Source organism: Halopiger xanaduensis SH-6, from assembly GCF_000217715.1.
In the GTDB taxonomy this organism is placed as follows: Archaea; Halobacteriota; Halobacteria; order Halobacteriales; family Natrialbaceae; genus Halopiger; species Halopiger xanaduensis.
This window is the reverse complement of record NC_015666.1, coordinates 2,863,478-2,883,249: the sequence shown is the minus strand read 5'-3', so window position 1 is coordinate 2,883,249 and position 19,772 is coordinate 2,863,478. Positions and strand designations below refer to the sequence as shown.

Genomic DNA, 19,772 nt, shown 5'->3' with positions numbered 1-19,772 from the left:
GGCACAAAACGCACGGCGTATCGGACAGCTATTCAATCCGCCTGCGCAAGGTACCGTATGGAATCGACAGCGCGCGACTTTCTCGTCGACCTGCTCGAGACGCCTTCCCCGTCGGGGTACGAAACGCGCGGCCAGCGCGTCTGGCTCGAGTACGTCGACCAGTTCGCGGACGAGGTACGGACGGACGACTACGGCAACGCCATCGCCGTACACGAGGGCGAGGCCGACGCCCCCGAGATCGCCCTGACCGGCCACGCCGACGAGATCGGCTTTATCGTCCGGTCGATCGACGAGAACGGCTTCGTCAGGCCGGGGCCCATCGGCGGCAGCGACCCGTCGATCTCTCGAGGCCAGCACGTGACGATCCACGCTGCGGACGGACCCGTCGACGGGGTCGTCGGCCAGACGGCGATCCACCTCCGCGAGGACGACGACGAACCCGAGGTGTCGGACCTCTGGATCGACATCGGCGCCGAAAGCGAGGAGGAGGCAAGCGAGCGCCTCGAGATCGGCGACCCGATCACGTTCTCTTCGACGGTGTCGTGGCTCTCGGAGACGCGCCTCGCCGCCCGCGGCATCGACAACCGCGTCGGGACGTGGGCCGCCGCCGAGGGCTTTCGGGCGGCTGTCGAAGCCGGAGCCGAGGCGACCGTCTACGCCGTTTCGACCGTTCAGGAGGAAGTCGGCGTCAAGGGCGCGCAGATGGTCGGCTTCGACCTCCAGCCGGACGCCGCCGTCGTCGTCGACGTCGGCCACGCGGTCGACTACCCCTCCGCGCCGAGCGGGAAGACGAGTCAAATGGGCCTCGGCGAGGGCCCGGCGCTCGGCCGCGGCAGTTCGAACCACCCGGTCCTCTTCGACGCCCTCCGTTCGGTCGCCGACGATCGCGGGATCGACGTGCAGGTCGAAGCGCTCGGCCGCGGCACGGGGACGGACGCCGACGGCTTCTTCACCGCCGCGGGCGGGATCCCGTCGCAGGTCGTCAGCGTCCCCAACCGGTACATGCACACGCCCGTGGAACTGATCGACACCGACGACCTCGAGGGCGTGGCGGCGCTGCTCGGCGGCTTCGCGAGCAACGCCGCGGAGTTCGCGCCGTTCACCGTCGAGATCTGATCGCTCGCCGATGTCGAGCGGCGGGGACCGGACCGACGCGCAGCCGCTTCTCGCGAACCGGTACCGACATCGACATCCGCCCGGAGCCGATAGCTCGAGCGAATGCCGACTCGAGGACACGCGAACGCCGGCTATCGACGCTTGTTCGAGGCGGACGGGCTAACCTTCGGCGCCGGATTTCCGATCACGGGCGCGAACCGGTCGACGCCGGACGTCAACGGGGAAGTCCACCTCGCGAAACGCGCGGAGGAATTGGGCTTCGCCGGGCTCTGGGCGCGCGACGTGCCGACCTACTGGCCGCAGTTCGGCGACGCGGGACAGACGTTCGACACGTGGCCGTGGCTCTCCCACGTCGCCGCCCACACCGACGAGGTAGCACTGGGTACCTCGAGCGTCGTCCTGACGCTCCGCCATCCGATCCACGTCGCGAAATCGGCCGCGACGGTCGACCGGCTCTCGGACGGGCGGCTCGTCCTCGGGGTCGCCTCGGGCGACCGCGATCCCGAGTACCCGGCCTTCGACGTCGACCGCGAGGCGCGCGGCGAGGTGTTTCGTGAACGATTCGAAGCCGTCCGGACACTCTGGCGCGAGGAGTTCCCCGATCTCGAGGGCGAGTGGGGCTCGCTCGACGGGCAACTCGAGGTCGTTCCGAAGCCCACGACGGAGACCATACCGATGCTGCCGACCGGAAACGCCCGCCAGACCCGGGAGTGGATCGCCGAGCACGGCGACGGCTGGCTCTTCTACCACCTCCCCGAGCGGACGCTCGAGGGCTACCTCGAGGACTGGCGCGCCGACGCGGGCGACAAGCCCTACGCGATGGCCGTTCGCGCCGAGTTGGCCGACGATCCCGCGGCGCAACCCGAGCAGTTACACCTCGGCTATCGGGCCGGCGTCGAGTGGTTCCGCGACTACTTCCGGCGCCTCGAGGAGTACGGCGTCGACCACGTCATCGTCGGCCTCGAGAACGAGGACAGCGAGCGCGCGCTCGAGCGGTTCGCGGACGAGGTCGTCGAGCCGCTGTCGTAGGACCTATCGAGTGGAGAAGAGCGGTCGCTCGAACGCCGGAACGACGGTCATCCCATCCCTCACCTCACCCCCCGCTCTCTCCGGAAATCGAATCGGCCGACACGTCGACCGTTTCGACGCGTCTCGAGTCGGCCCCCTCGGCGTCGGCGTCCGGTTCGGGATCGATCTCGACGACGAAGGCGGACGAATCGTCGGCGTCGGATCTAGTTGCCGATCGATTGCCGTCGGCGGTACTGGAACCGGCGCTATCCGCCGTCGAACGCGTTCGGGACTTCGAACGGGAAGGTCCGCCACGATCGACATCGAGGGCGACGTCGTCCGCGGAAGCGACGGTCGGTTCAGTCTCGCGCTCCGGATCGGACTCCGCGTCGTTCCCGGCCGCCTGAAGACGAGCGCTAGCGCCGCCCGTTCGAGACCGACGATCGTCGAAAAGCGACAGCTTCAGCTTCGGCGGCGGGAACGACGTGATCTCGCGGAGGACGGAAGCCGTCCCGTCCCCGCAGTCGATCCACTCTACGACCAGCGATGGGTCGTCCTCGAGTCGACGGTTCCTGACGACGACCAGCCCCTCGGGTAAACCGCGGGCGGCGCAGCAGTCGATTACGGCCCACACGTCGGAGACGAGGGTGAGCGTTCGTTCGGCCTCGACGCTGGTCGCCGACCCCGCAGCGTCGATCTCGAGCGTCGTCGTGATCGAGTCGAGGTCGATCGCCGTCGAACGTTCCGACGGGAGCGACAGATCGATCGCGAGCGCGATTTCGTCGCCGGGCTCGAGGTCGGCGTCGGGGAGCCGCCGTCCGTGATCGCCTTCGATGCGACCCTCAGCGTTCAGGTCGACGAACCGCAGCCGATCGTCCCCGAGCGTAAGCGAGAGCGCGATCGGCTCGGTCAACTGATTGACGACCTCGAACGAGGCGGGCGGATAGCGGTCGTCGTTCGACGATTCCTCGAACAGAACGCCGCCCGTTTCGACGCCGTCGGTCGAGTCGTCGCGGTCGACCAGTCCGAGGTACGCGTCCGCGTCGCTGACGACCTCGACGTCGACGGGACGCTCGGCGCCGCCGCTCGAGAATCCGAGCGTGTCCACGGCGAGGAGGCCGCTCGAGCCGGCGAGCATCGCAAGCGCTGCGCGTCGCGTCCGTTTCATGACTGTCGCCGCTTCCGGCGTCGGTATCGATCCGCTATTTGACTGTCGCTCACCCGTTGTATCGGCATAGCCGTCGGCACGTCCGTTTTCGCCCGTCGGAATCCGCTCGTCTCACCGCTCGGTTCCGGCGTCGGTCGGATCCCGGTATTCGAACTCGAGATCCGACGACGGCGGCTCCTCGGCGATCCCCAGCCGGTTCCGACGCGCGTAGTACCGGTGTGCGAGCGCCGAGATGCCGAACGCGACGACGACGAAGACGCCCCACGAGGCGTGGGAGATCGCCGCGAACGGGCCGAGACTCAGAGAAACGGCTGCGAGCAGTAGGCCGGACAGCCCCGTCAGCCCCAGGTAGTAATCGCTCCACGGAATCTCGCGCCCGCGCACGATGTCCATGTAGATCTCGACGTCCTCGAGCGCCGGCGTCGGCGAGACGGTCCCCCGGTCCTGGTTGAAGTCGACGACGCCCGCCTCGTCCATCTTCGGCAGGTGCGACTGGTGCAAGGCGGTGTAGACGCGCTTGCGGTCGCTGCTGGTCACCTCGTGGAGCTCGAGGCCGTCCTCCCAGGCGGCGATCTGCTGGGAGAGGGTCCCGATGTCGAGCGTGTCCCCCTCGCGCATGAGCTCGTGCAGGATGTGACGCCGACGTCGGTTCGAGAGGATCTCGAAGAGTTCGTCCTCGGTGAGGATCGGTTCGGTGCCGGTCGCATCCGATTGGTTGCCTGCCCTGTCACCTGCATCCGTCCCCAGTTCCGTGTTCGATTTCGTGTCCACGTTCGCTTTCGATGAGTCAGTTCCCCCGGACGGTTTCGCGTGAGTCGCCCCCATTACGGATAGGCCGTATCACACCATGGAATAAAAGTATTGGCCTACCAATAAATAATTGCGTCTGATCAATCCGAAACTTATCGGAACTCCCGTTCGTTCGGAATTCTATCGAGTTGGTCAACGGGACAACTACCGGATCGGTGAGCCGTTCAACCGACGATATACCGGTTCAAACTACGTTGTCAGTACCCAGTTGACCCACGGTCAACTGTGAATAGGCGGGCGTCTCCAGTGCCGGCTCGAGGCGGTTGACCGCGAGTCAACTACAGCGGGACCACAGTCTACGGTCGGCTGAGAGTGGGTGACTCGAGTCAACGGATCGACCACTGCTGGATCAGTTCGGTCGGCAGCGGATTGACTGCCCACCATCGAATGCTGAAATCAACTCCACGAGCGCATTACAATATCCCTTGCTGGACACCGGTGCAATGTGATCCCCGCGACGGGGGTCAACGACGAGGTGGCGTACAACGCGACGTGTAGCCGCTCGCGGTAGACGACCACCAAACGCAGACAACAACGGAACATCCAACCATGCAACGGAGAAAATTCGTCATCGCACTGGTAGCACTGTCAATGGCAACCGCTGCAGCCGTCGGTACGGGCGCGTTCGATAGCGTCGAGGCCGACCGAACCGTGCAGGTTTCGACGGCTGGCGACGCCGACGCGTATCTCGGGATCACGGGCGACGGCGAGTACGTGACGGACGACTCGAGCGATAGCGAGCTCACGATCGACCTCGGCGGCCCGACGAACAGCAACGACGGCGAAGGGTTCAACGAGAACGCGGTGACCGAAGTCAGTGACGTCGTGACGATCACGAACCAGGGTACTGAGAACGTTACCGTTTCGATCAACGAGACCGACGTCCAGAGTGCCGTTGACTTCGAACTGAGCCACAGTGACGAGCTTGAGCCCGGTGATTCGGTCACCCTCGACGTGACGGTCGACGATCTCAACGACGACGTTGACGAAAACGCCAGCGAGACGCTCGTCATCGAGGCCAACTCCAACTGACGATGCACCGCCGGAAATTCGTCATCGGGGTCGGTTCCCTTGCCGCCGGTAGTGCGGCCGCAATCGGTACGGGCGCGTTTGACAGCGTCGAGGCCGAGCGGACCGTTACCGCCGAGCTGGCCGACGACGCCGATGCCTATCTGGCGCTCGAGTCAAGCAGTTCCCACTCGGAAGTTGATCCTAACGGTCGGCTGAAGATCTTCGACATCAACGGGATCACCAACGATGGCGGCGGCCACGGCGTTGGCGGCAACTCGGAGTACCACTTCGACGGCGTCTTCGAGGTCACCAATCAGGGCACCGACACGGTGCACTTCTACGTCGGTGGGCTCGGTACGTTCGTCAACGGGAACGACGAACTCGCAAACGTCTACGTGTACGAGGACGGCGCCCGCGACACGCCGCTGGACGGCGATGCGGGTGCCCTCCAGATCGATTCCGGGACGACGGAATCTATCGGGGTCTACGTCGAAACGGGCGATGTCGACGTAGAGCCCGACGGTTCCACCACCAACTCGTACAACGGGACTGCGACGGTCTACGCGGAGATCGACGATCCCACCAACTGAGGGACCGTTATTGGTCTCGGTATATTCGCTTCTTTTCAGTGTCGATCGCCTATTTAGAGGGGCAATCTCAGTCCTTGCGTCGACCGGATGGTTCTGATTCCACTCAAGATCAATATCGGTTTCAAGCAGGCGTGCTCTTCCCCGTCAGATCCTGGTCAATGATACTCAGAACGAACCCAACATGGGTCATTGACCGCAACCAGAACTAGTCAACAGCCGTATTACAATAACCGTAGCCCGGTACCGCCTAATCGGGTAGCGACGATGTCGAGCGATCCGACCCGACCACAACGGCCTCGAGCCCCCAGGGGGATGTCTCGAGGCGGGACCTGCGGAACGGCTGCACCCGCGTTCCGCGGGACGCTCCGATGCACCCGAATTCGGACACGCACCCGAACCCGAATCCGATTCCAATTCCGACTGCAGAGTCGACATCGAAGCTACCCCGTATCGCAACCCCGAACCCGATCACCACGGCGGCATCGGCGTCGGCGGTCGGCAGATCGCCGTGTCCGACGGGGGTGGGACGTGGCGAGCCCGCGCCGACGCCGACCGCACGCAGTTACAGTTCCGACCGGGGCCGTCCGATCGGCGCTCGCAGTTCACGGTGGGGAGAGACCGCACTGCCACCTGTTTCGATACCAGTACCAGTTACCGGCACGACTGCGCGCAGTCGCCGTCGGTGCAGAACACGCGAACCGACCGCGTAACCGACTGCGGACGACGCTTTCCAAGTAACGACGCTACTCGAGGACGAATTTACGTATGGCAACACCACAGACCGACGACGATTCCGGAAGCGACGACGAGGAGCCCGATCGAAATCGCGGACCGACGCTCGAGGCGACGTACGACCATATTTCGCTGTACGTCTACGAGGCGGGCACGAACGAACTCCTCGAGACGGTCTACGAGGCCGACACGCTGGCGATTCCGGCGGTCGGCGACCGACTTTCGTTTACCGAGGCGCACGCGGAGGGGAATCTCGAGAATCGGGCGGTCAGCTATCAGGAAGAACGCGAGCCGCCGACCTACGTCGTCGAGGAGCGGGAGGTCACCTACCTGCACGTCGACTACGACATCGACGGCGTCGACGAGGATCGGCAGCTCGTCTCCGAAGTCCGCGTCTGGGTGAGCGAGGCCGAGAGCAGCGAACGCGCCGAGTGATCGATTCGCGATCGACCGGCAGGACCGAACGACGATCGGGGCGAGGGGACCGACCACGAGAACGGGACTGATCGACGACGATGCGCACGCGAGTACCACCAAACGGGGGGCGACGAGTTCGATGACCAGCGCCGCGGCGAGTCGGTGGATCGTGCTCGTTTTGCTCACGATCGGAGTGGTGGGCACGGGCGTCGTCGCCACCGACGCAGGGCTTCTTTCGGCCGAGGACGACCCGGAAATGCGCGACCAGCTACACGGACACGACGACCTCGGAAACGAAACCGGCATCGTCGCCGAACCGCACGACGGACCGAACGGCGCCTACGCGTACCTCGACGGCGACGGCGAGCTCGTGATCGATCTCACGGTCGATAACGACGCCCTCGAGAAGGACGGCGTCTCCGCCGGGGCGGTGACCGGTATCGACGACGTGGTCACGCTCAGGAACGAGGGCAACGAGTCCGCGACGGTCTGGCTCGAGCACGACGCGGAAAGCGTCACCTTCCGAACCGACGGTGGCGACTCGATCGAAGGCGCGAACGAAGCCGCCGTCCTCGAGCCCGCGGAGTCGGTCCACGTCGGGTTCGTCGTCGACGCTCGCGATCTCGAGGCCGGGGAGGCCGTGATCGAGTCGCTCCGGTTCCACACGAGAGGTCTCGAGAACGACGACGGTGGCGACTCGTCCTCTGGCACCGATTCCAACGGCGGCGCGGACTCGTCGACCTCGAGCCCGTCGCCGGCGGTAGAAGTCGTCGAACCCGATTCGAAGACTCGAACCGTTACCGTCAGCGACGTCCGCGAGCAAACGGTTCCGATCGACCTCGGATCGCTCCGGGTCGGCAAGAGCGTCGTCCTCGAGGGCGTCACGATCCAGTTCGGCGACGCCGAGGATGCGACCTTCGACGTTCGTGCTGACCGCAGCCGCGAGAAGGGAGACGAGCGAGCACAACCGCACCCGCGGCCGGCCGACGCGTCGACGATCGGTGCCGTTGCCGTCGAGGACGCGCCGCCGGCCGCGGCGATCGAATCGGTCGAGTACCGGTTTACCGTCGATCGCGACCGGTTCGCGGAACACGCGTCGTCGAGCAGTGACAACGGCTCCGCGCTCGGGTTCTACCTCCCCAGAGACGGCACGTCCGAACGTCGCGCGCTCGAGGCGGCCGACGAGACGGAAACAGGGGACAGCGACGGAACCGAGGAGGATGACGAGCCGACCGATACCGACCGATACACTGCGACCGTCACGGTTGATTCCCTCTCGAGCGGTATCGTCGGCGTTCCGAATGCGCCCGACGCATCTCCCGAGGACGATCCCGACTCGAGCGCAGATTCCGACGGATCGGCCGATGACAGTGCCGCGACCGACGCCGACGGTTCAGACGCCGACTCCCAATCCGCCGACAGCAGCGGCAACCCAGCACTCGTTGCGGTCGTCGGAATGCTGGCGCTCATCGCGTCACTCCGTAAACGGGCACGGGGCTGACAGTATTTCAACGCATGTGGGTAAACAGCGACGCGAAAACCGGTTTCGAACCCGACTCGCGGATAGTGGCGAAACAGGTAACCGACCCTAACAGACAAATAAAACGACATAATTGGCTCAGGTGCACACGATGATTCGACGGGGGGTCGTTCGGGGGGCGCAAGCGCTGGTGCTCGTCACCGTCGTCGCGCTGGTCGCCGGGCAACTGCTCGGACAGCCGATCCTTCTGGGGTTCGTCGAAACCGGGAGCATGGAGCCGACGATCGAGACGGGCGACGGGTTCGTCGCGGTTCCCGCAGCCCTGACGGGCGAGCCGGAACCGGACGACGTCGTCGTCTTCCAGGCGCAGGAACTCCACGGCGGGGGCCTGACGACCCACCGGATCGTCGAGGAAACCGACCGGGGGTACGTCACGCGGGGCGACGCGAACCCCTTCACCGACCAGGACGGCGACGAGCCGCCGGTTCAGGACGGCCAGATCGTCGCGACCGCCCTGCAGGTAAACGGCGAGGTCGTCACGATTCCGAACCTCGGGACGGCCGTCACGACGCTCAGCGACACCCTCGAGCGGACCCAGCGCTGGCTCGCGGTCACGTTCGGAATCCGCTCGTTCGTCGGCACGAGCGGGCTGGCGTACCTGCTGCTGGCCGCATCGCTGGTCCTCTACGTAGCCGAGACGATTCGAGAGCGCCGCGAAACGACGATCCGATCGTCGCTCGAGCGCGACGGCGACGAAGATGAGGACTCGGAACTCGATCCGCGACTGATCGCGGGCGGGTTAGCGTTACTGGTCGTCGTCGCGGCCGTCGCGGCGATGGTCGTCCCGGCCGGGACCCAGTCCTACGACGTCATCAGCGCCGAGTTCGACTCCGACCGGCCGATGGTGATCGAGCGGGGAACGACCGACGAGATTCCCTACGCGATCGGGAATCGGGGGTTCGTTCCCGTCGTCTCGTACGTCGAACCCGGCAGCGACAGCGTCGCCGTCGACGACGGCCCCTCGGTGGTGGGTCCGCGCGACGAGGCGACCGTGACGCTTTCGATCACGGCGCCGGCGGAGACCGGCTACTATCCGGCGTACGTCACGGAGTACCGGTACCTGGCCGTCCTCCCGCCGTCGGTCATCGACGCGCTGTACGCCGTCCACCCGTGGGTACCCTACGCCGCGATCGTCTCGCTGCTGGGCGGCGGATTCTACGGACTGGGCCGGCTCCTGCTCGGGCCGGTCGATCCGCGCTCGAGGCGGGACCGGGCCCGTCGGCGGGGCGGACGCGGTCGACTGCGATCGATCGTTCGGAGGTGGTACTGACATGACTACGCCTACTGACGCGACCGACGGATCGGCAGCAACGGGGGATCGAGAATCGAATGCGACGGGAACGACAGCGGAACGACGACTACGGCTCCGCGCGCTGTTCGCGGAGTACGGCGTCCTCTTGCTGGTCGGCTTCGTGCTCGTGGCCGCGCTCGGCGGATGGCTGACCTACGGCGCCTACGCCGATTCCGGGACGGAAACCGAGCAGCGACTCGAGCACCGCTGGACTGCGACGGGGTCGTTCTCCCACGGCGCGACCGTCCACGAATCGACCGCGGTCTACGACGCCGGAACGGTCCTCGAGAACGAACCGCTCTACTACACGAGCGTCACGCCGACGGTCGACGGCGAGTTCGTCGGCGGCTACGACGCCGACGCGGGCGAGAACGTCAGCGTCGATATCGCCGTCGACGTCCGCTACCGAGCGGTCGATCCCGAGGAAGACCTCGTCTACTGGAGCGAGCGGGAACGCCTCGCCGCGGCGAGCGAGGACGGCGTCGCGCCCGGCGAATCCGTCGCCGCGCCGTTCTCCCTCAACGTCTCCGCGATCGACGCGCGGATCGCCGAGATCGAATCCGATCTCGGCACGAGTCCCGGCGAAACCGAAATCGCGCTCGAGGTTCGCCGGGAGATCGAGGGGACCGTCGACGGCGAACACCGGACGGCGAGCGACCGCTTCCGGATCCCGGTCACGCACGATGGCGCCACGTACCGGATCGAGACGGCGGACACGTACGACGAACAGTACGAAACGTACGAGACGGTCACCGTCGCCGGCGACGACCCCGATCCGCCCCTCGCCGGCCTGGGGCTCCTCGCACTCGGACTCGCCGGAACGATCGCCGCCGCCGTCGCGGCCGTCCGGGTCCCCGAGCCGACGGCCGCCGAACGCGAGTGGCTCGCGTACCGCGACGACCGCGCCCAGTTCGAGGAGGTCATCGCATCGATCGCGCTCCCCGAGTCGGAACTCGAGGGCGAGCGCGCGAGCGTCGACACGCTCGCGGATCTGGCGGAGTTCGGGATCGACGTCGACGAACCGATCGTCTTCGACCGGCGGACGGGCCGGTACGTCGTCCGCCGCGAGGGGGTCGTGTACGTGTTCGAACCGCCGACGCTCGAGGGGGAGACGGGGACGAAGGCGGCCGATGATGGCACGAAATCTGACGCGGAGTTCGTCTTCGACCGGACGCAGACAGACGGGGAGAACGACGCCTCGAGTCCGGATCCGACCGCCGCGGGTGAATCCGGACTGTGGGACGGCATCGCTGCACGGCTCTACTCGGTTCTCGGCCTCGAGCGAGACGGCAGTCCGACCGTCGACGGGGACGCCGAACTCGAGTCCGCACCCGAATCGACACCTGGTTCCACAACCGGCGGCGAGGGGGAGCGCGAACCCGCAACTGCGTCGGCCGCATCGGCGACGGACCGAGCGGCCGAGCAGCCGGACCGCGACTCGAGCGGCGGGGACGGCGGCGAAACGTAGCGCCCTCGACGGCAACTAGAAGCGATCGATCGAGAACGGCTCGATCTCGCGGTCGGTCTCGCCGTCGACGGCGAGATCGGCCAGGATTTCGCCGACGACGGGCGCGAACGTGAACCCGTGACCGGAGAAGCCGGCCCCCACGACGACCTGCGGATGGTCGGGATGGGTGTCGAGGACGAAGCGTTCGTCGGGCGTATTCGCAAAGAGACACGTCTCCAGACGCATCGTCGGGCCGGCGACCGCGGGGAAGTACCGTTCGGCGAAGTCCCGCAGGAGTCGCTCGTCCGCCTGCGTCGGTTCGCGCTCGAAGGCGTCGGGATCGACGGCCTCCTCGCGGTGGTGGTGATAGCGGCCGACCGTGAAGCCGGGCACGCCGTGGACGGGGAAGCCGTAGAACCGCCCCTCCGGAACCTGCAGGCTCCAGACCGGAAATCGGTCCGGCTCGAAGTGGGCCGGCTCTTCGGGCTGGAACCGGGCGAGAACCTCCCGTTCGGGGACGAGCACGTCAGCGAGCGGCTCGACGAACCGCGCGGTCCACGCGCCCGCGGTGACGACCAACCTGTCGGCCTCGTAGGTGTCGCGATCCGTTTCGACGCGGACGCCGCCGTCCTCGAGCGGCCGCCAGTCGACGACGCGTTCGCGGGCTCGGATCGTCGCGCCTGCTTGGTGGGCCCGATTGACGTGGGCGACGAGACACTCCTCGGGGACGAGGTAGCCGCCGTCGGGCTGGTAGATCGCCTCGTAATCGTCCGGGAGCTGGTAGGCGGGGTATCGCTCCGAGAGCGCCGCGCTCGAGAGGCGTTCGTACTCGAGGTCGTGCTCCTCGAAAGCGCGTGCAGCCCCGTCGACGAGCGGATCGTCCGGCGGACCGGCGTCGATCGAGCCGGTCCGATAGAGCAGTTGGCGGTCGTGGTCGGCCTCGAGATCCGCCCACAGCTCCTCGGCGCGCCGTACGAGCGGGACGGAGGCCGGCTCCTCGGCGTCGGCGAGTCGGAAGCTGCGCGCGATCCCGCGGGACGAGCCGTAGCCGCGGGGGACGTCGTAGCGCTCGAGGCCGAGGACGTCGACGCCGCGCTCGGCGAGGTGGGCGACGGTCGCGCTGCCCGTCCCGCCGACCCCGAGGACGATGGCGTCGTACCGGTCGCTCATGTGCGAGCGTACGCGGAACGCGGCGAAAATACTTCTCACTCGACGCGCGACGTGACGCCGGGATATCGCGATTAGTCCGGCGACTCGCCGGAGTCGGATCTGCGAGCCCGCTCCCGCAGCGCGCGTTTCTGCCGCCGCTCCGTCACGTGATCGATCCCGTCGGCCAGTTCCTCTCTGACCGAACCCTCAAACTCGTCGACCTCCTCGAGGAACTCGGTCGAGAACTCCTCGACGAGTTCGTAGGTCCACTGGTCGCTGATCGCGCCCGCGGGGAGGTGGTCGTCCCGGAGCCGGTCGGCCCACTCCTCGTGGCCGGCCTCCCGCAGGGCGTCCTCGGCGTCGCTCATCCGGTCCATCGCATGGCCAAGTTGGTGGTGGAACTCGAGGAGGGTCCCGTAGGCGCGGTGGACGTGCTCGATGCCGAGTTGCAGGTCGTGCAGGGCCGCCTCCTCGGCGTCGCTCAGGTCGAGTTCCTCGAGGTCGGCGTCGTCGGGATCGTCGTCCGAATCGGCGGGCATAGCCGTCGCACCACGGACGACTCAAAAGGCGTTACAGGAACGGCAACGGCTGCCGGTTTCCGGACCGAACGACGGGCGATCGAGAGCGGCCTCGCGCTCACGACTCGAGTCGGCCTCGCGCGCTCGCTCGCACATTACGCGCGGCGGGCGAGCGCGAGTCCCGCGAACGTGACGACCGCCAACTGCACGCCGACGGCGACGCCGGAGCCGAGTTCGAGGAGCCCGGCGAGCGCGGGATGGCGACGCGTGGAGAGCACCCGAAACACGATCGCGGAGCCGACGAGGTACCCGATCGCTGCGACGACGCCGGTTACGACCGTCAGCCGCCCGTCGGCGCGCGGATCCGTTCGGGTGCCGGCCCGGTACGCGAGCCCGAACAACGCGCCGTACGTGAGAGCGAAGACCAGCGCGCGACCGCCGAGTGTGGTGCGGGTGATGACCTCGGTCGACGGTCCAGTCGACGACAGTTCGAGGAGGAGCGCGGCGAGGCGTCGGGTGACGCTGACGATCGCGCCGACGACGCCGGCGACGATCGGGGGGAGGGCGGACGAATTCATGACGCTGCCGACTTCTCGTATTAGGTAGTTGATCGTTTCGGTGTCTCGGCGCGTCGACGGTCACACCGCGAGGCGCTGGCCGAGTTCGGGCGCGCGGGCGTCGAATCCGTCGGATCGCAACTCCTCGGCGAACGCCGCGCAGCGATCGCCGTGATTGACGAGCACCTCGCACCCGCGGTAGGCCTCGAGGAACTCGAGCAGTCCCTCGCGGTCGGCGTGGGCCGAGAAGTCGTACTGCTCCGTTCGGGCGCTGACGCGCAGCATCCGACCGTCGATCTCGGCGCTGCCGGTCTCGAGCAGTTCGCGTCCGGGGGTGCCCTCGACCTGGTAGCCGGTCATGGCGATCTTGTTCGTCGGGTGCGAGCGGACGGCGGGCACGTAGGTCATCGCCGGGCCGCCGTGGAGCATCCCGCTGGTGGTGACGATGACGGTGTTTTGTTCGGCGATCCGTTCGCGCTGGCCGTCGCGGCCGTCGACGAACCGCGCGTTGCCCTTCGCGCGCCGCAGGAGGTCCGGATCGCGCAGGAACCCGCGGTTCGGCTCGCGCAAAAAGAGCTCCGTGACCCGCTTGCCCATCCCGTCGACGTAACACTCGAGGTCGTGTTCCTCGCAGATACAGAGCACCTCCTGGGTGCGACCGATCGCGAACGCGGGGACGACGACGGTGCCGCCCTCCCAGATCGTCGTCCGGAGGCTCTCGGCGAACTCGCGTTCGATTTCCTCGCGGGGCGGCCGGGTCGTGTCGGCGTACGTGCTCTCCGTGATCACGACATCGGCGTCGGGCCGGGCGGTGGTCCCCGAGAGCAGCCGCTGGCCTTCGGTATGGAAGTCGCCGGTATAGAGCAATCGGGTGTCGCCGTCGTCAACGAGAACGTGGGCGCTGCCGGGGACGTGGCCGGCATCGAAGAACGTAATCTCGTAGCCCGCGACCTCGAAGGGCTCGCGGTAGCCGTGGGTCTCCGAAACCTGCGTTACGCGGGCGAGTTCCGCCTCCGTGAAGGGACAGTCGTAGGTGCCGCCGTGCAACTTGAGCGTATCCCGGGCCAGCACCATCGTGAGGTCGTACGTCGGCGGCGTCCAGTGGATCGACGGGCGCGAATCACCCGACAGCAGCGAGGGGATCGAACCGACGTGGTCGAGGTGGCCGTGACTGACGACGACGGCCTCGGGATCGGCGTCGCCGACGGGAAACGACGGCGGGTTGCCGGAGTCCATCCCGTAATCGAGCAACAGCGTCTCGTCGATCAGGACCGCGCTCCGGCCGATTTCGCCGGCCCCGCCGAGAAACTCGACATCCATTAGCACTGCGTAGCGCCTCGAGCCCTTTGCCGCCGTCGGTTCCGCGCCGGGTACGCTCGCAGGACCCCCCGTCAGTCGCGGCGGTCCGCTACCGGTTCGTCCGATCGAAATCCCTCGTCCGCGAGCGGTCGGGTTCGGTCCGCGTTCGACCGCCGGTTCCGCGCCCGTCGTCGGACTCGAGCACGCGGTCGAGTTCCCGTTCGAACTCGGCCTCGCTCAGTTCGCCCGCGACGTAACGCTCCTGAAGCTGGGATTTTGGATCGTGCGTGCGGTCGGCGGACTCGTACTCGTACGTACCGGTGCTCGAGTCAGACGACCCGTCACGAAGCATCGAGAACAGTCCGACCGCTCCCAGAACGAGCAGTCCGAGCACGGCGACGGTGACGAGCAGCGAGACGATCGTCGCGACGACGGAGAAGAGGATCCCCACGATCGTGGCGATCACGCTCAGCGCGATAAACGCGAGCACGAGAACGCCGGTCCCTTTCAGCATGAGGCTCCCGAGACGGCCCATACGTCCACTTCGCCCCCCAGCTACAAAAACAGCCCGTCGTGTTACCGAACTGGAAAATACGTTGTTCGCCCGCGAAGTCGAGGGACGGTCCGGCGAATCGACGGCGACGGGCGCATACGCGATCAGGAGCCGTTCGACCGCGGTTTCGTCTGTGGCCGGGATTCGGCCCGCTGTGCCAGCCCGATGAGATAGATGTCGAGCAGACAGACCAGCAACACGGCGAGCGGAATCGCGACGTCGACGTAGTCGACGGTCTCGAACTGCAGCGCCGTCACGACGAACGGATTCCCGGGCTCGAGCGCGTCCGAGAGCGTCCGCGCGCTCAGGAACGCGAGCGCGAGTCCGTACAGCCCGAACCAGGTGAGCCCGCGCTTCCAGCGACCGAGGTAACAGTGACCGAGTCCGGCGACGAACGCCGAGAGCGGGTACGCGGGCCAGGTCGGTCGCGAACGGTCGGTCATCGTCTTCGCTCACCTCACCGTTCGTCCTCGAACGGAATACGTGTTGCCCGCTCGAGACGGGTAAGCGGGGCGGGGCCGGGTGTTGTGGGTCCAGTTTCGTTCTCGGCCCCATCGTCGTCCCCTGCTGTCCCGTCCGCGGCCGCCGTCTCGGATCGATCCACGAGCGGAGCGAGTGCGTCGCGAGCGCGTTCGAGATGACGAGCGATCCCCGGCGTAGTGACGGACGCCCCGTCCGAACTCGAGGAGGCGTCGGATCGTCCGGACAGCACTCGGGCGGCCGTTTCGCGGGGATCATCGCCAGCACGGCCCGCTGTCGACGCGTCCGCGGACCCTGACTCGGGGCTCGAGGCCGACGCCGTCACCCGACACAGTGCCGTCGAGAGCGACCGCGCGTACGCGTCCATCGCCGCCCGCGTGTCGTCAGCGGCACCCACGGCCGTTGCGCCGAGCGTCGCCGCCGTCTCAGTCAGCACTGCACGCGGCTGTGCGAAATTGCCGTCGGACGGCTGCGCTCGAGCGGCGGCTTCGGCGTCGGCCGTCTCGTCGCCGCCCGCAAGCGCAGTCGGCGTCCACGCCGCGAACCCGGCTGCCAGCGCCGACGAGCCGGCAGCCAGTTGCCGGTAGAGCTCGAGGGAGCGCCGATCTGGAAGCGGCGCGTCCGTGATCGTCGCGTACGCGGCCGCGTGGAGGTGATCGCTCGCCAGCACCGCCGCGTCCCGCCGCTCGCGATCGGCGTAGCGATCCGAGTACAGGAGGTCGTGGCGGAGCCGTACGTATCCCTCGAGCAGCGCGACGGCCTCGGCGACCGACGAGAGAATCTCGTCGGCCCGGCCCTCGTGCTCGTCGAACGTGAGCGCAGTATCGGCGTCAGCGTCGGTCCCGGTGGCGGTGTTGGTTCCGCGGTCGATCGTCGCGGCGACTTCGCCGGCGGTCGTACAGAGCGATGCGGGAAACGATCGATCCCGAGGGAGAACGGCCTCGGAAGCGATCGCTCGGACCGTCGACGAAAGGCCCGAAAACGATCGATCGAACGTCGTCGGCTCGCGTGGGTAGAGATGTTCGCTCATTGTAATTTCGAACTGGTGGCGGCTACGAATCCCTTACGGTGAACCGAATTGGTGACTCGAGAACCGGTTAGGAATCGTCCCCGCCGGATGTCTTGGAGTCATCGTCCGCATCCCCATTCGCATCCGCGGACGGTTCGCCGTCTGCCTGGGCATCTTCGGGACCCGATCCGAACAGTTCCTGCTGGGTTTCGGCGGGGAACGACGCGTCGTCGGCGAGGAGATCGTCGATGACCTGTGTGATGACGCCCGACCGGACCTGGCCCAGGTACTCGTCGCGGTTGAACGCCAGTTGCCGGGTTCGTGCGCCGTCCAGCGCGGCGAGCAGTAACGCGGCCGTCTCCGCGGTATCGTGGTCGACGAACTCGCCGGCGTCGATCCCGTCCTGCAGGATCTCCTCGAGCGTCGTCCGGAGTTGCTCGTCGCTTCGCTGGAGCTGCTCGCGGTACCGCTCGTTGTGCGGGGCCTGCGTCCGCAACTCGAGCAGGGCCGTGTGAAAGGATCGGCGTTCGTCCTCGCCGCTCGAGCCGTAGAGGTACCAGTCGATGAACATCGCCAGCCGCGTCGTCGGCGCCAGCGTTCGAGTCGTCTCGATCCCCTCGTCGAACTGCTCCCGGAGGTACGCGAGCAGGTCGGCGACGAGGTCGTCCTTGGAATCGTAGTGGTAGAACAGCAGGGACTTGCTCTTGTCCGTCCTGTCGGCGATATCCTGCGCGGTCAGATCGGTGTAGCCGTGCTCGCACAGGGCCTCGTAGGTCGCTTCCATGATCGCCTCGCGAACGTCGGGATCGGTCACTACCTGACTACTTGGTCAGGTGAGCGTAAAAGTCGTTTCGTTCCCGGCGACTGTCACTTCCGATACTGTCGGATTCCGAACCGCTCGTACCCGCCGTAGGCGACCTCGAGCGAGCCGATCCACCAGTTCCACCGCTCTGACGGCGTTCCGTCCGGCGCGTCGGCGAGTTCCTCGAGGACGGCGTCGGTCGTCAGCGGCGTGCCGATATCGTCTCCGTACTTCCCGGAATCGGCGAGGTCGACCGCCTGCCGGACGACGACGCGGGATTCGCCCTCCGTCCCGTCGAACTCCTCGCGCAGGCGCGTCTCGAGGCGGTCGGGATCGATGAACACGCTCGGAGCTACACAGGCGACGTACTTGAGTCTTCGAGCCGATGCGGTCCGCTCGATCCGAACCGATTCGGGGATGTGCGAGATCGAACGGCCGGGAGCGCGTTCGCCGTCCTCGGCGAGCGCGCGACTCGGGGAAGGGCAGGCCCTCACACCGTTCCCGACCGCGAGCGACGTACGGAGCGAGCGGGCCGACGACCGATGTGAGCGAGCGCGCGGCGCGCCGCAAGCGAGCGAACGGAGGGAGGAGTGCTTTTGATCGACCTTTTACTGAAGGACATCGCGCTGTGCGGCGGCAACGCCGCCGTCAGCGCGACAGACTGCAGCGTAAAAGGTCGGTGTGAAACGATGTTCTTTTGAGCGGCGACCGTCTTCCGTCGGGCATGGCAAGTTTCACTGTCGTCGTCGGCGACCCCGACTCCGGGTCGTCCTACCAGCTCGAGGCAGAGGACCAGGACGCGAACCGATTCATCGGCAAGTCGATCGGCGAGGAAGTCGACGGCGGTGCCGTCGGTCTCGACGGCTACACGCTCGAGATCACGGGCGGCTCCGACGACGCGGGCCGACCGCTCAACCCGAACGTGCCGGGCGCGAACCTGACGGAAGTCCTGATGGAAGGTCGCCAGACCGGCTACAAGCCGTCCCGCGACGGCGAGCGCCGCCGAGTCACCGTCCGCGGGAGCGAGGTTTCCGACGCAGTCGCCCAAATCAACGCCTCGATCGTCGACCGCGGCAGCGCGGACGTCGACGAGCTGCTGGGCGAAGGCGAGGACGACGAATAACGGATCGACCTCGATCAGTACGTACTTCTATGGCAGATAGAGTCTCGAGCGATCACCCGTCGGTGCAGACGGTGCGAGCGACGTGTACCGAAACGGCGACCGGCGCGTACGTGGCGATTCCCGACGACGACAGCGACGCGTTTCCGACCGACGAAGTCGTGCGGATCGTCCTCGACGGCGACGAACTGTTCGCGAAGCTCGATCGGCCGCTGGCCGAAGACGGGGTCTCGATTCCCGGCGTCTACGAGACGCCCGACGGCGCACGCGATCCGAGCAGCGGCACCGATCGACTCCCGGCGTGGCTCGACGACCACGGCATTTCGGCCGGCGGCTCGGTGCTGGTCGATATCGTCGAACCCGACTTTCTCTACGGCCTCCGCGAGCCCGGCGCGACGGCGTACTACGACGCCCACGAACCCCCGAGCGACAGCCTGAGCGAGATCGCGAAGAACCTCGAGGACGGGTAACGAGACGTCTGGGGTCGCTCGGGAGGATTTTGAAGTCGGTGTTCCGAGGCAGTACACTTCGAGTTTTGATTTTATAAGACAGACGAAAAGAGGGAGAGGAACGACGGGTGCGAACCGACGGAGAGACGGCGGCCGTCCGACGTTAGTGGCGGGCGAGGAAGGCGTACAGGAGGAGTCCGAACGCCAGGTGTTGGCGCATCGTCTGCTCGACGGCCTCGCGGACGTACGCCTCGTCGTCGATCGAGTACTCCTTCGTCCGCACCTTCGTGTGCATCGCCAACACGTCCTCCTCCTTGAGGTCGTGGAGCGCCGGATAGACGGTCCCCGGACTGAGCGTCGCATCGAAGAGGTGCGTCAAGTCCGAGAGTAGCTCCTTCCCGTGGGTCTCCTCGCGAAGCGCGATGAGCATCAGCAGCACCTCGTCGAGGTTCTCCTTGATGAGCGCCTCGTCGAACTGAATGTCGTCAGTCGCTAAAGCACCCTGTACCTGCTCGAGCAAGCTATCGAGTTCCCGCTCGACCGAGTTTCCGGCATCTGTACCGGCGTCGGCTCCCGTAGCCGTCCCGCGGATAGTTTCGTACGATTCTGATTCCGATTCCGACTGCTTGTTCGCGGCTGCGTTCGACAGTTCGTCGAACACTGACCGCGTGTTGGTTGTATCCTCACGCATTGTTCCGATCACCGA

General features: G+C 66.7%; 22 protein-coding genes. 10 read left to right on the top strand and 12 right to left on the bottom strand.

Annotated elements, in window-relative coordinates; translation table 11 throughout:
- Positions 1–57: 57 nt before the first annotated feature.
- Positions 58–1,116 carry a M42 family peptidase gene (locus HALXA_RS14115; RefSeq protein WP_013881056.1) on the top strand — a complete coding sequence of 353 codons (1,059 nt, stop codon included), beginning with the start codon at positions 58–60 and terminating at the stop codon, positions 1,114–1,116.
- A 102-nt stretch (positions 1,117–1,218) separates the two neighbouring features.
- Positions 1,219–2,145 (top strand): LLM class oxidoreductase, encoded by a 927-nt coding sequence (locus tag HALXA_RS14110; RefSeq protein ID WP_013881055.1) that lies wholly within the window; start codon positions 1,219–1,221, stop codon positions 2,143–2,145.
- A gap of 64 nt (positions 2,146–2,209) precedes the next feature.
- Here HALXA_RS14110 and HALXA_RS14105 read toward each other — a convergent pair whose 3' ends face one another.
- Entirely contained in the window at positions 2,210–3,292 is a 1,083-nt protein-coding gene (locus HALXA_RS14105; RefSeq protein WP_049895319.1) for a hypothetical protein, read from the bottom strand.
- Positions 3,293–3,403: 111 nt separating this feature from the next.
- On the bottom strand, positions 3,404–4,117 hold the full coding sequence (locus HALXA_RS14100; protein WP_013881053.1) for a DUF7344 domain-containing protein: 714 nt from the start codon (positions 4,115–4,117) through the stop codon (positions 3,404–3,406).
- 576 nt (positions 4,118–4,693) lie between these two features.
- Here HALXA_RS14100 and HALXA_RS14095 point away from each other — a divergent pair.
- The 6 genes from HALXA_RS14095 to HALXA_RS14070 all read left to right on the top strand — a co-directional run bounded on the left by HALXA_RS14095 (position 4,694) and on the right by HALXA_RS14070 (position 11,151).
- On the top strand, positions 4,694–5,134 hold the full coding sequence (locus HALXA_RS14095; protein WP_013881052.1) for a hypothetical protein: 441 nt from the start codon (positions 4,694–4,696) through the stop codon (positions 5,132–5,134).
- Positions 5,135–5,136: 2 nt separating this feature from the next.
- Positions 5,137–5,703, top strand: coding sequence for a DUF1102 domain-containing protein (locus HALXA_RS14090; RefSeq protein WP_013881051.1), 567 nt, complete (start codon positions 5,137–5,139; stop codon positions 5,701–5,703).
- Between the two features lie 765 nt (positions 5,704–6,468).
- Positions 6,469–6,870 (top strand): hypothetical protein, encoded by a 402-nt coding sequence (locus HALXA_RS14085; protein WP_013881050.1) that lies wholly within the window; start codon positions 6,469–6,471, stop codon positions 6,868–6,870.
- Positions 6,871–6,991: 121 nt separating this feature from the next.
- A complete protein-coding gene (locus HALXA_RS14080) occupies positions 6,992–8,353 on the top strand; it encodes a DUF1102 domain-containing protein (protein ID WP_013881049.1) in 1,362 nt (453 codons plus the stop codon).
- A 130-nt stretch (positions 8,354–8,483) separates the two neighbouring features.
- On the top strand, positions 8,484–9,662 hold the full coding sequence (locus tag HALXA_RS14075; RefSeq protein ID WP_013881048.1) for a S26 family signal peptidase: 1,179 nt from the start codon (positions 8,484–8,486) through the stop codon (positions 9,660–9,662).
- A 1-nt stretch (position 9,663) separates the two neighbouring features.
- Entirely contained in the window at positions 9,664–11,151 is a 1,488-nt protein-coding gene (locus HALXA_RS14070) for a DUF5305 domain-containing protein (RefSeq protein ID WP_013881047.1), read from the top strand.
- 15 nt (positions 11,152–11,166) lie between these two features.
- On the opposite strand, the gene solA is transcribed toward HALXA_RS14070, so the two are convergent.
- From solA to HALXA_RS14025, 9 genes are all read right to left on the bottom strand, one after another.
- Positions 11,167–12,300, bottom strand: coding sequence for an N-methyl-L-tryptophan oxidase (gene solA, locus HALXA_RS14065; RefSeq protein WP_013881046.1), 1,134 nt, complete (start codon positions 12,298–12,300; stop codon positions 11,167–11,169).
- A gap of 71 nt (positions 12,301–12,371) precedes the next feature.
- Positions 12,372–12,818 carry a hypothetical protein gene (locus HALXA_RS14060; RefSeq protein ID WP_013881045.1) on the bottom strand — a complete coding sequence of 149 codons (447 nt, stop codon included), beginning with the start codon at positions 12,816–12,818 and terminating at the stop codon, positions 12,372–12,374.
- A 134-nt stretch (positions 12,819–12,952) separates the two neighbouring features.
- Positions 12,953–13,375, bottom strand: coding sequence for a hypothetical protein (locus HALXA_RS14055; protein WP_013881044.1), 423 nt, complete (start codon positions 13,373–13,375; stop codon positions 12,953–12,955).
- Positions 13,376–13,435: 60 nt separating this feature from the next.
- Positions 13,436–14,674 carry an MBL fold metallo-hydrolase gene (locus HALXA_RS14050; protein WP_013881043.1) on the bottom strand — a complete coding sequence of 413 codons (1,239 nt, stop codon included), beginning with the start codon at positions 14,672–14,674 and terminating at the stop codon, positions 13,436–13,438.
- Between the two features lie 88 nt (positions 14,675–14,762).
- Entirely contained in the window at positions 14,763–15,188 is a 426-nt protein-coding gene (locus tag HALXA_RS14045) for an SHOCT domain-containing protein (RefSeq protein WP_013881042.1), read from the bottom strand.
- 122 nt (positions 15,189–15,310) lie between these two features.
- A complete protein-coding gene (locus tag HALXA_RS14040) occupies positions 15,311–15,649 on the bottom strand; it encodes a hypothetical protein (RefSeq protein ID WP_013881041.1) in 339 nt (112 codons plus the stop codon).
- A gap of 14 nt (positions 15,650–15,663) precedes the next feature.
- Entirely contained in the window at positions 15,664–16,716 is a 1,053-nt protein-coding gene (locus HALXA_RS14035) for a hypothetical protein (protein WP_013881040.1), read from the bottom strand.
- Positions 16,717–16,783: 67 nt separating this feature from the next.
- Entirely contained in the window at positions 16,784–17,509 is a 726-nt protein-coding gene (locus HALXA_RS14030; RefSeq protein WP_013881039.1) for a TetR/AcrR family transcriptional regulator, read from the bottom strand.
- Between the two features lie 53 nt (positions 17,510–17,562).
- Complete coding sequence (locus HALXA_RS14025) at positions 17,563–17,841, bottom strand: hypothetical protein (RefSeq protein WP_013881038.1); 279 nt, start codon at positions 17,839–17,841, stop codon at positions 17,563–17,565.
- A gap of 380 nt (positions 17,842–18,221) precedes the next feature.
- Here HALXA_RS14025 and HALXA_RS14015 point away from each other — a divergent pair, with 380 nt between their 5' ends.
- Positions 18,222–18,620 carry a 30S ribosomal protein S6e gene (locus HALXA_RS14015; RefSeq protein WP_013881037.1) on the top strand — a complete coding sequence of 133 codons (399 nt, stop codon included), beginning with the start codon at positions 18,222–18,224 and terminating at the stop codon, positions 18,618–18,620.
- A 29-nt stretch (positions 18,621–18,649) separates the two neighbouring features.
- Positions 18,650–19,087, top strand: coding sequence for a DUF7112 family protein (locus tag HALXA_RS14010; RefSeq protein ID WP_013881036.1), 438 nt, complete (start codon positions 18,650–18,652; stop codon positions 19,085–19,087).
- A 142-nt stretch (positions 19,088–19,229) separates the two neighbouring features.
- Here the strand turns inward: HALXA_RS14010 and HALXA_RS14005 are convergent, their stop codons facing one another.
- Positions 19,230–19,757 (bottom strand): helix-turn-helix transcriptional regulator, encoded by a 528-nt coding sequence (locus HALXA_RS14005; protein WP_013881035.1) that lies wholly within the window; start codon positions 19,755–19,757, stop codon positions 19,230–19,232.
- Positions 19,758–19,772: the final 15 nt, after the last annotated feature.